The organism is Telluria sp. ZB4P37, assembly GCF_059685855.1.
The window spans coordinates 639,163-650,037 of sequence record NZ_JCASID010000002.1 but is presented as its reverse complement, the minus strand read 5'-3'; the positions used below and the strand labels follow the sequence as shown (position 1 = coordinate 650,037).

Sequence of the window (10,875 nt, the reverse complement as noted above, 5' to 3'; positions counted from 1 at the left end):
GGTCGCACCGCGCGCCACGCCGCCTTCGCCGCCGGCCGCGCCCGAGGCGTTGCCGACCGATGCAGTGCCGTTGGCCGCGTAGCCGCTGGTCGCGCCGGCGCCGTCGCCGCCGCGTGCGCCGTTGGCGCCGGCAGCGTCGCCGCCCGATGCACCGGCAGCGCCGCGTGCGTTGCCGCCCATGCCGTCGCCGCCGCGTGCGCCGGAGCTCGAGGCGCCGTTGGCGTTACCGGTGTTATAGGAAGAGTTGCCGATGTCGGAGATGCTGTTGCCGCTGACGTTGCCGGTCAGGGTGCTGGTCGAGCTGGCGGTCGAGGTGTTGAAGGAGTTTGCAACAGATGAAGTGGACGTGGCGCCGTTGTTGGCTGCAGCTGCACCGACTTCCGAAGCGCGGGCATTCCCGGAGCTGCGGTTCTGGTTGGAGCTGTCGTTGGTGCTGCTATCCGTGTTGGTGGTGGTCTGGGTAGTGGTGTTGGTCGAGGTCTGCGTATTGCCGCCACGAACGTTGTTCACGGAGTTGCCGGTGTCTTGAGCTTGTGCCATGCCGAATGCCAGAGCGATCGCGGTTGCCAGAATAGTGCGCTTCATCTGTTACTCCCCTGAGGTGTTCAAAGTTGAGATGCCCGGTGTCAATATGACAATCGGTCCACCCGTCTATTAGCAGTTACCGTGCCAGCTTGGCTTTGTCGCGCAAGTCTTTGATTAAATTGACGGTTTTTACAGGCGGCAGACTGGTGGGAGCATGTTGATGAGGTAATTCAACAAGTCAGAAAATAAGTGTCACAGGCTTGAGACAGTTGTGACGGTATTGTCACGAGACTGTATCAATCCGTGAGTAGTTCTGGGCAAAGTGATGCAGCCCACCTGATGGCAGGCAATACGGGGAGGTAGGGTGGAATCAGGCGCGCAGGGGTGGTGCGGAAGGCTAAAACGGGGAGAAGCGGGCACTAGCGGGGAGAAGCGCGGCAAACCGGGCGGCAGCGCCTGACGTTCAGGGCGCGATCGAGTGCTTGGCCATTAAACGGTAGAGCGTCATGCGTGAGACACCGAGGTCGCGCGCCGCCTGGCTGATGTTGTTGCCGCAGCGTGCCAGGCTGTTCCAGATGGCGTTACGCTCGGCGCTGCCGCGCGTCGTGTCGAGGCCGTCGCGCAGGATGATCGCGTCGTCGGAACCCGGGAGCTCGAGGTCTTCCGGCATGATCAGGCGGTGCTCGGACAGTACCATGGCGCGCCGCATGCGGTTGATGAGTTCGCGGACATTGCCGGGCCAGTTGTGCTGCATCATGGCGCGCATCGCCTGCTTGCTGACACCTTTCAATTGCGGACTTTTCTCATCGGAGAACTTGTCGAAGATGAGCTCAGTCAGCAGGGGCAGGTCGTCCTTGCGCTCTCGCAGCGGCGGCACCCGGATCGGGAATACGCTCAGACGGTAATACAGGTCTTCGCGGAAGCGTCCGGCGGCCACGGCCTTGGGCAGGTCGACGTGGGTGGCGGTGACTACGCGCGCATCGACCGCGATGCTGCGGGTGCCGCCGACCCGGTAGATGGTGCGCTCTTGCAGGAAGCGCAGCAGGCTGGCCTGCAGGTCGAGCGGCAGGTCGCCGATTTCGTCCAGGAAAATGCTGCCGCCCGAGGCTGCCTCAATCAAGCCCTGCTTTTCTTTCGCCGCGCCGGTAAAGGCGCCGCGGTCGTAGCCGAACAGCTCGGTGTGGATGAGCGAGGGCGGAATGGCCGCGCAGTTGACTGCAATAAAAGGCCCGCCGGCGCGCGGCGACTGCGCATGGATTTCCTGGGCCGCCAGTTCCTTGCCGCTGCCGCTTTCGCCCGAAATGAGCACCGGCGCGTCGACCGCGGCGATCTTGTCGATGTGGGCTCGCAGGCGGCAGATAACCACCGACCGGCCGTCGATATGGCGCGTGCCGGCCCGGCGCTTGTGCGGCGGCGTGCCCTTGGTGAGCATGGCCATGCCGTGGGCGTGGCCGAGCGAATGGTGCAGGCGCACCATGTCGACCGGCCGGGTATGGAAGTCGCACAAATGGGTCGCGATGGCCTGGCGCAGCTGCGGACGGTGCAGGAGGTCGGAGCCGAACACGCCGATCCAGCGGATGTGGTGATGCTGTTGCAGAAAACGTTCGGCATCGTCGTGTTCGAGGCTGCCGTTACCGTCGAGCAGCAGCCCGACCGCGTAATGCTGCTGTGCCAACACCTTGCGCGCGGCCTGGAAGCTGTCCACCGTGCACACGTCCCAACCCCGCAATTCGCCGCAGGCGGCGTACACGCCTGCATTGCCTTCATTCGATATGCATAACAGTCGTTTTACCGACACTATATACCTCGTTTGTTATTGATTTTTGTTGGCAATGCGGATGGCGCTAGACGGCCGAAGGGCGGGGTGCTCTAACGGAATTACCCGCAGTGGTGCCGGATCGGGTCCGGCAACGTATGACTGCTATTTAAACAGAAAATGCAACTTTCCGGCGCACGACCATTGCCGAGTTGGTAATCTGCATCGCAAAAATTCTCGTAGGAATCAATGCATTACGGAATGCCGCGTTCAATAGCTGCCGTCCTCGATGTCGATCAGCCAGCACCGCCGCGATGAACGAAGGCACCAGGACCGACAGCACGAGGACCAGGAGACGGGTACGGATACGCATGGGATGAGAGCCCGGTGTCCGGTATTGGGTTGCATTGGGACGATACATGAGGCAACTTTTTCCCCCAGGCTCACTCTCATTCGTGCGCACCCCGGACACGGGGCAACGCGCGTAGCCTGAACGGGCCAGCTTGTATAATGTTGGCAACCCACCACCGCCCTCATATATGACGAATACCACCCACTTCGGCTACAAGACTGTCGCCGAGGACCAGAAGGTCCAGGAAGTCGCCAAGGTTTTCCATTCGGTCGCCGCCAAATACGACGTCATGAACGACCTGATGTCGGCCGGCCTGCACCGTGCCTGGAAGATGTTCACGATCGCCCAGGCGGGCGTGCGCCCGGGCTTCAAGGTGCTCGACATCGCCGGCGGCACCGGCGACCTGGCCAAGGCGTTCGCCAGGCAGGCGGGCCGCACGGGCGAAGTCTGGCTCACCGACATCAACGAGTCGATGCTGCGCGTCGGCCGCGATCGCCTGTTGAATAAGGGCCTGGTGACCCCAACTCTGTTGTGCGACGCCGAGAAGCTGCCGTTCCCGGACAATTATTTCGACCGGGTCAGCGTGGCTTTCGGCCTGCGCAACATGACGCACAAGGACCAGGCACTGGCCGAGATGCGCCGCGTGCTCAAGCCCGGCGGCAAGCTGCTGGTGCTGGAGTTCTCGAAAGTCATCGCGCCGCTGCAGAAACCGTACGACGTGTATTCGTTCTCGGTGCTGCCTTGGCTGGGACAAAAGATTGCGGGCGACGCCGAGAGCTATCGCTATCTCGCCGAATCGATCCGCATGCACCCGGACCAGGACACGCTCAAGACGATGATGATCGATGCGGGACTGGAGCGGGTCCAGTATCACAACCTGACCGCGGGTGTGGCTGCGCTGCACACCGGCATCAAACTGTAATTATTCTAGGAACACGACCATGAAAAAATTTCTGGCAACAATGCTGTTGGCGGTCACCGCCGTGTCGATGATTGCGGAAGCGACCGCGCGCCCGATGGGCGGCAAGCGCTCGTTCGGGCGCCAGTCGCAGTCGGTGCAGAGGATGCCGGCGCCGGCGCCCGCACCAAGCCCTGGCTTCCAGCAGCGCCAGCCCACGGCCGTGCCGGCCACCGCCGGTGCCGCCGGCGCAGCCGCTGCCGCGCGCACGGCGCGCCCGAGCATGTGGAAGGGGCTGCTCGGCGGCGCCCTGCTGGGCCTGGGCCTGGGCGCGCTGCTGTCGCACTTCGGCATCGGCGGCGCCTTCGCCAGCGCGATCTCGGCCATCCTGATGATCGGCCTCTTGGCGCTGGCCGTGATGTTCATCGTGCGCATGTTCCGCCGCAAGGACACCCCGGCCAACCCGGCCTTCGGCGGCTACGCCAATCCGCAGCCAGCCGGCGTCGCCGCCGGTTCGGTAGCCACCCCGGAAATCGGCTCCAGCCTGCGCCAGCCGGTCGGCTTCCAGGGCCAGCAACACGGGGGCGGTGTGTCCCTCGGCAAGCCAGGCGCGGCAAGCGGCGCTGCGCACAACCAGTGGGGCGTGCCGGGCGACTTCGACCAGGCCGCCTTCCTGCGCCACGCGCAAGCCTCGTTCATCCGCATGCAGGCGGCCTGGGACCGCGGCGACACCAACGACTTGCGTGAATTCACCACGCCGGAAGTCTTCGCCGAGCTCACGATGCAGATCCAGGAACGCGGCGGCGTGGCCGACTTCACCGACGTGGTGAGCATCGACGGCCAGCTGCTGGGCATCGAGACCACCGCCACCGACTACCTGGCCAGCGTGCAGTTCAACGGCATGATCCGCACCGCTCCGAATGCGCCGGCCGAGCCTTTCGTGGAGGTCTGGAACATGTCCAAGCCGCTCTCGGGCAATGGCGGATGGGTTCTGGCCGGTATCCAGCAAGTGCAATAAGAATTATTTTTTAGTAAAGTTCTTGTGCTGCCGGGTTTGTGCCCGGCAAACTGGTAAGATCAAAACCGCCCGCGTATCTACCGGGCGGTTTTTTTTCAACAACGTGTGCCGCCATGTTCCCGAGCTCCACCATGCTGTCGACCCCAGCGGTCGCCACGATCAACCACTTGCTGGCCCAGGAAGCCTGGGCGCGCGATGCGCTCGTCCGTCACGCCGGCAAGGAAGCCTGCATCGACACCGGCCAGTTCCAGCTGCGCCTGCGCGTGGCGCGCGACGGCATGCTCGAGAGCAGCCAGGGCGATGTCCCGGCCAACGTGACCATCCGCGTCAAGCTGACCGACCTGCCGCTGATCGCGCAGAACCGCGACCGCGCCTTTTCCTACGTGAAGATCGAGGGCGATGCGGAATTTGCCAACACCATCTCGGCCCTGTCCAAGGGCTTGCGCTGGGATGCCGAATACGACCTGGAAGGCGTCATCGGCCCGCTCGGTGCGCGCCGCCTGGTGCAGGGCTCGCGCGGCGCGGCCGAGGGTGTGCTGGGCGCCGGCCGCCGGCTGGCCGAGAACGTGGCCGAATTCCTGCTGGAGGAGCGCCCGGTACTGGTGCGCCCGGCCCAGGTCGGCGAGTTCGCCGCCGACGTGGTGCGCCTGCGCGACGACGTCGAGCGCACCGCCAAGCGCATCGCGAAACTGGAAGCGCGCCTGGCGCAGGCTGTTTCCGCCCCAACGCCAAGCGAACACTGACTTCGGATAGCTGATGATATTGAAATTCCTGCGCCTGGTAAAAATCCTCACCATCGCCACCAAATACGGCCTCGACGAGATCGCGGTGACGAGCCTGCAGGCGCCGCGCACCGCGCGCTTCATGAATACCGTGTTCTTCTGGCGCCGCATCACCTCGCCGCGTGCGATCCGCCTGCGCCTGGCGCTCGAAGAGCTAGGCCCGATCTTCATCAAGTTCGGCCAGGTGCTGTCGACCCGGCGCGACCTGATGCCCCAGGATATCGCCGACGAGCTTTCGCTCCTGCAAGACCAGGTGCCGCCTTTCGATTCCGACCTGGCCATTGCCCAGATCACCGCCTCGCTCGGCGCCCACCCGCACGAACTATTCGCCAGCTTCGAGCGCACCCCGGTGGCCTCGGCCTCGATCGCCCAGGTGCACTTCGCCACGCTCAAGAACGGGCTGGAAGTCGCGGTCAAGGTGCTGCGTCCCGGCATGAAGAAGACCATCGACGAAGACCTGGCCCTGATGGACCTGGCCGCGCGCCTGATCGAGCGCGTCTGGTCGGAAAGCCGGCGCCTGAAGCCACGCGAAGTGGTCGCCGAATTCGACAAATACCTGCACGACGAGCTCGACCTGATGCGCGAGGCGGCCAATGCCAGCCAGTTGCGCCGCAACTTCGCCAATTCGAATTTGCTGATGGTGCCGGAGATGCACTGGGACTATTGCTCCAGCAGCGTGATTGTCATGGAACGCATGCGCGGCATCCCGGTGTCGCAGATCGACCGCCTGGCGGCGGAAGGCGTGGACCTGAAAAAGCTGTCGAGCGACGGCGTGGAAATCTTCTTCACCCAGGTCTTCCGTGACGGCTTCTTCCATGCCGACATGCACCCGGGGAATATCCTGGTCTCGGTCGAGAAGGAAACCTTCGGCCGCTACATCGCGCTCGACTTCGGCATCGTCGGCACGCTCACCGATTTCGACAAGGATTACCTGTCGCAGAATTTCCTGGCCTTCTTCCGGCGCGACTACAAGCGCGTGGCCGAGGCCCACATCGAATCGGGCTGGGCGCCGCGCAATACCCGCGTGGACGAGCTGGAATCCGCCGTGCGCGCCTGCTGCGAGCCGATCTTCGACCGTCCGCTGAAGGATATTTCCTTCGGCCAAATTTTGCTGCGCCTGTTCCAGACCTCGCGCCGCTTCAATGTCGAAGTCCAGCCCCAGCTCGTGCTGCTGCAAAAGACCCTGCTCAACATCGAAGGTCTGGGCCGCCAGCTCGACCCCGAACTCGACCTGTGGAAGACTGCCAAGCCCTATCTGGAGCGCTGGATGGGCGAGCAGGTCGGCTGGGGCGGCATGGTCGAGCGCCTGCGCGCCGAAGCGCCGCGCTACGCCCACATCTTCCCGCAACTGCCGCGCCTGCTGCACCAGGCGCTCGAGCACCACTCCCACTCCAGTATCGGCAACACCGGCGGCCACCCGATGTCGAATGCCGACATCATGGCCATGGTGCTGGCCGAGCAACGCCGCACCAACCGCCTGCTGGGCCTGATGACCTTCCTCGGCCTGGTGGCGGGCAGCCTGGGCATGGCGGCAATCGGCTGGTTCTTCATCTATGGCGGCGGCTGAAGTCCCCAGCTTCGACAACCGCGACCCGCTCAGCCCGCAATTCTGGGACGAGCGCTTCACCAGGGAGTTCACGCCCTGGGACCGCGGCGGCGTGCCGCAATCCCTGCGCGTTTTCGCCGCCCGCAATCCTCCGCTGACCACCCTGATTCCAGGCTGCGGCAGCGCGTATGAGCTGGCCTACCTGTGCGAAGCCGGTTGGGACGCGACCGCGATCGACTTCGCGCCCGTGGCCGTCGCGCGCGGCAAGGCGCTGGCGGGGCAGTGGAGCGCACGCGTGGTCCGGGCCGACTTCTTTGCCTGGCAACCGGCGCATGCGCTCGACTTCATCTACGAATGCGCCTTCCTGTGCGCGCTGCCGCGCGCCATGCGGCCGCAGGTCGTGGCGCGCTGGGCTGAGCTGTTGGCGCCGGGTGGCAGGGTAGGGGGCTTTTTCTTTTTTGACGAGGCGCTCAAAGGGCCGCCGTTCGGGATCGGGCGTGAAGAGTTGGATGCCTTGATGGGGCCGTATTTCGAGTGTGTCGAGGATGCCGCGGTTGAAGATTCGATTCCGGTGTTTGCGGGCAAAGAGCGTTGGATGGTGTGGCTAAGACTTGCCCCGCACCTGTGATCAGACGCGCATCGTAGCGTGGGCAAGTTTCCTGCCCACGCGTTCAAACCAACCAAGAACTGACGCACGGGCTTTTTATCTGCTGGTTGAACGCGCGGACGGGAGACCGGCTTACCCTGCGAATTCAAAAGCACCGGTAGCGTTACGTTACACGCATCGCCAAAAAGAAAAGCCCGCATGCGCGGGCTCTTTGAAGTACAGCGTTCTTTTACGGACCAGCGGCGGTGCAGCACCGCGCAATCTTCTGTTTCTTCTTCAACTTTGGACAGCAGAGCTTGCTCTACTCCCACATGTCGTTAGGAAAGATGCTATTTAATCACCCAGAGCTGCTATTGAGCAAACGAAACAGTTATTGACGATGAAGAAAAACAACACCTGCACCGCATGGCAAGGGACCATTGCCGCCCCACCGCGGCGGCCCCTGTAGCCCAAACGGGCAAGACTTCACGCAAAAGCTTTATAATTCAGGGTTTTGTAGATTTTTGCGGAGTAACGAGATGCCGATTTACGCCTACCGCTGCGATGAATGCGGATTTACCAAAGATGCACTGCAAAAAATTTCCGATCCGGTGCTGACGGTCTGCCCGTCGTGCGGCAAGGACGCCTTCAAGAAACAGGTGACGGCGGCCGGCTTCCAGCTCAAGGGCTCGGGCTGGTATGTCACCGATTTCCGGGGCGGTAATGCGCCCGCGACGGGTACTGCCGCAGGAGCAGCTTCGACCACCCCGCCGGTCCCGTCAAGCGAGGGCAGCAGCACTGCAGCCGCCAGCAGCACCCCGGCTCCGGCCGTGGCGAGCGGCGGCGACAAGGGCGGCGCCTGAGTCACGCAAACGCTGTGGCCCGCGAGGGCCGCACACCCATAAGAACAAGTGAATTCGATGCGCAAATATTTCCTGACCGGCTTGCTGGTGCTGGTGCCCCTGGCGATCACCGCCTGGGTGCTGAGCCTGATCATCAGCACGCTGGACCAGTCGCTGCTGTTCGTGCCGCATGCCTGGCAGCCGCGTACCATGTTCGGCCGCGACGTGCCGGGCGTGGGCGCCGTGCTGACGCTGGCCATCGTGTTCGTCACCGGCCTGCTGACCAATAACCTGGTCGGCCGCTGGGTGGTGAAGGTGGGCGACCGCGTGATGAAGCGCATCCCGGTGGTCAGCTCGCTCTACGGCAGCGTCAAGCAGGTGTCGGACACGCTGTTCTCGTCCTCGGGCAATGCGTTCCGCACGCCGGTCCTGATTCCGTATCCTCACGCGGATTCCTATACGATAGCCTTCCTCACCGGCGTACCGGGCGGGGACGTCAAGAACCACCTGGTGGGCGACTACGTGAGCGTGTACGTACCGACCACCCCGAACCCGACCTCGGGCTTCTTCCTGATGATGGAACGCAGCAAGGTCGTGGAACTGAACATGTCGGTCGACGCGGCGCTCAAGCACATCGTCTCGATGGGCGTCGTCGCTCCCGAGTAGTTCGACGAGCAGCACAGAACAAGCAAAGAACACGGCCTACGGCCTTAAACGAACCAACCAACCTGGAACGAAAACTATGTCCTCCATGCGTACTCACTACTGCGGCCTCGTCACCGAGGAACTGCTGGGCCAAACCGTCAGCCTGTGTGGCTGGGTGCATCGTCGCCGCGACCACGGTGGCGTGATCTTCATCGACCTGCGCGACCGTGAAGGCCTGGTGCAGGTGGTCTGCCATCCGGACAACGCCGCCGTGTTCAAGGCCGCCGAGCACGTGCGCAACGAATACTGCCTGCGTATCACCGGCACCGTGACCAACCGCCTGGAAGGCACTGTCAACGCCAACCTGAAGTCGGGCAAGATCGAGATCAACGCCAGCGCCGTCGAAGTGCTGAACGCGTCGGTGCCGGTGCCGTTCCAGCTGGACGACGACAACCTGTCGGAAACCACCCGCCTGACCCACCGCGTGCTCGACCTGCGCCGCAACCAGATGCAGCACAACCTGCGCCTGCGCTACAAGGTGTCGATGGAAGTGCGCAAATACCTCGACAACCTGGGCTTCATCGACATCGAGACCCCGATGCTGACCAAGTCGACCCCGGAAGGCGCGCGCGACTACCTGGTGCCGTCGCGCGTCAACGCCGGCAACTTCTTCGCGCTGCCGCAATCGCCGCAGCTGTTCAAGCAGCTGCTGATGGTGGCGAACTTCGACCGCTACTACCAGATCACCAAGTGCTTCCGCGACGAAGACCTGCGCGCCGACCGCCAGCCGGAATTCACCCAGATCGACTGCGAAACCTCGTTCCTGACCGAGCAGGAAATCCGTGACCTGTTCGAAGACATGATGCGCGTCGTCTTCAAGAACGCCGCCGGCATCGACCTGCCGAACCCGTTCCCGGTCATGGACTTCGCCACCGCGATGGGCATGTACGGTTCCGATAAACCCGACATGCGCGTCAAGCTCGAATTCACCGAACTGACCGAGTTGATGAAGTCGGTCGAGTTCAAGGTCTTCAACTCGGCCGCCAACATGACCGGTGGCCGCGTGGTTGGCATGCGCGTGCCGCAGGGCGGTTCGATGCCGCGTTCGGAAATCGACGCCTACACCCAGTTCGTCGCGATCTACGGCGCCAAGGGCCTGGCCTACATCAAGGTCAACGAGAAGGCAAAAGGCCGTGACGGCCTGCAGTCGCCGATCGTCAAGAACATCTCCGACGAAGTGCTGGCCCGGATCCTGGAACTGACGGGCGCGCAAGACGGCGACCTGATCTTCTTCGGCGCGGACAAGGCGAAGGTCGTCAACGACGCTATCGGCGCGCTGCGCGTGAAGATCGGCCACTCGGAATTCGGCAAGAAGGCCGGCCTGTTCGACGACGTCTGGGCTCCGCTGTGGGTGATCGACTTCCCGATGTTCGAGCACGACGAAGAATCGAACCGCTGGACCGCGACCCACCACCCGTTCACCGCGCCAAAAGACGGCCACGAAGACATGTTGGAAACCAACCCTGGCGCCTGTATCGCCAAGGCCTACGACATGGTCCTGAACGGCTGGGAACTGGGCGGCGGCTCGATCCGTATCCACCGCGAAGAAGTCCAGAGCAAGGTGTTCCGCGCTCTCAAAATCGATGCAGAGGAAGCGCAGCTGAAGTTCGGATTCCTGCTCGACGCGCTGCAATACGGCGCGCCGCCGCACGGTGGCCTGGCCTTCGGCCTGGACCGCCTCATCACCCTGATGACCGGTTCGGAATCGATCCGCGACGTGATCGCCTTCCCGAAGACCCAGCGCGCCCAGTGCCTGCTGACCAACGCGCCGTCGGAAGTGGACGAGAAGCAGCTGAAAGAGCTGCACATCCGCCTGCGTGCTACGGAACCGAAGGTTGCTTAAACCATAGGGGTGATCTGGTCCA

Annotated in this window: 10 protein-coding genes and 1 pseudogene; 8 read left to right on the top strand and 3 right to left on the bottom strand. The window is 63.4% G+C overall.

What is annotated here, in order from left to right; genetic code table 11:
• The 3 genes and pseudogenes from AC56K1_RS07315 to AC56K1_RS07305 all read right to left on the bottom strand — a co-directional run.
• Positions 1-585: pseudogene (locus tag AC56K1_RS07315) on the bottom strand (hypothetical protein); the annotation flags it as partial.
• Between the two features lie 403 nt (positions 586-988).
• Positions 989-2,323: a sigma-54 dependent transcriptional regulator gene (locus tag AC56K1_RS07310; RefSeq protein WP_497157166.1), complete on the bottom strand. Its 1,335-nt coding sequence runs from the start codon at positions 2,321-2,323 to the stop codon at positions 989-991.
• Positions 2,324-2,450: 127 nt separating this feature from the next.
• Positions 2,451-2,654, bottom strand: coding sequence for a hypothetical protein (locus AC56K1_RS07305; RefSeq protein WP_497157165.1), 204 nt, complete (start codon positions 2,652-2,654; stop codon positions 2,451-2,453).
• A gap of 166 nt (positions 2,655-2,820) precedes the next feature.
• Here AC56K1_RS07305 and ubiE point away from each other — a divergent pair, with 166 nt between their 5' ends.
• The 8 genes from ubiE to aspS all read left to right on the top strand — a co-directional run bounded on the left by ubiE (position 2,821) and on the right by aspS (position 10,853).
• Positions 2,821-3,555, top strand: coding sequence for a bifunctional demethylmenaquinone methyltransferase/2-methoxy-6-polyprenyl-1,4-benzoquinol methylase UbiE (gene ubiE / locus AC56K1_RS07300; RefSeq protein WP_497157164.1), 735 nt, complete (start codon positions 2,821-2,823; stop codon positions 3,553-3,555).
• Positions 3,556-3,574: 19 nt separating this feature from the next.
• Positions 3,575-4,549 (top strand): Tim44 domain-containing protein, encoded by a 975-nt coding sequence (locus AC56K1_RS07295; RefSeq protein ID WP_497157163.1) that lies wholly within the window; start codon positions 3,575-3,577, stop codon positions 4,547-4,549.
• Between the two features lie 113 nt (positions 4,550-4,662).
• The gene (locus AC56K1_RS07290) at positions 4,663-5,292 is read left to right on the top strand and encodes a ubiquinone biosynthesis accessory factor UbiJ (protein ID WP_497157162.1); all 630 of its coding nucleotides are present in this window, start codon (positions 4,663-4,665) and stop codon (positions 5,290-5,292) included.
• Positions 5,293-5,305: 13 nt separating this feature from the next.
• Positions 5,306-6,898 (top strand): ubiquinone biosynthesis regulatory protein kinase UbiB, encoded by a 1,593-nt coding sequence (ubiB, locus tag AC56K1_RS07285; protein ID WP_497157161.1) that lies wholly within the window; start codon positions 5,306-5,308, stop codon positions 6,896-6,898.
• Positions 6,885-7,505, top strand: coding sequence for a methyltransferase (locus AC56K1_RS07280; protein ID WP_497157160.1), 621 nt, complete (start codon positions 6,885-6,887; stop codon positions 7,503-7,505). The genes ubiB and AC56K1_RS07280 overlap by 14 nt, the downstream gene beginning before the upstream one ends.
• A gap of 497 nt (positions 7,506-8,002) precedes the next feature.
• Complete coding sequence (locus tag AC56K1_RS07275; RefSeq protein WP_497157159.1) at positions 8,003-8,326, top strand: FmdB family zinc ribbon protein; 324 nt, start codon at positions 8,003-8,005, stop codon at positions 8,324-8,326.
• 57 nt (positions 8,327-8,383) lie between these two features.
• Complete coding sequence (locus AC56K1_RS07270) at positions 8,384-8,971, top strand: DUF502 domain-containing protein (RefSeq protein WP_497157158.1); 588 nt, start codon at positions 8,384-8,386, stop codon at positions 8,969-8,971.
• A gap of 85 nt (positions 8,972-9,056) precedes the next feature.
• Positions 9,057-10,853: an aspartate--tRNA ligase gene (gene aspS, locus AC56K1_RS07265; protein ID WP_497157157.1), complete on the top strand. Its 1,797-nt coding sequence runs from the start codon at positions 9,057-9,059 to the stop codon at positions 10,851-10,853.
• The last annotated feature ends 22 nt before the right edge of the window (positions 10,854-10,875 follow it).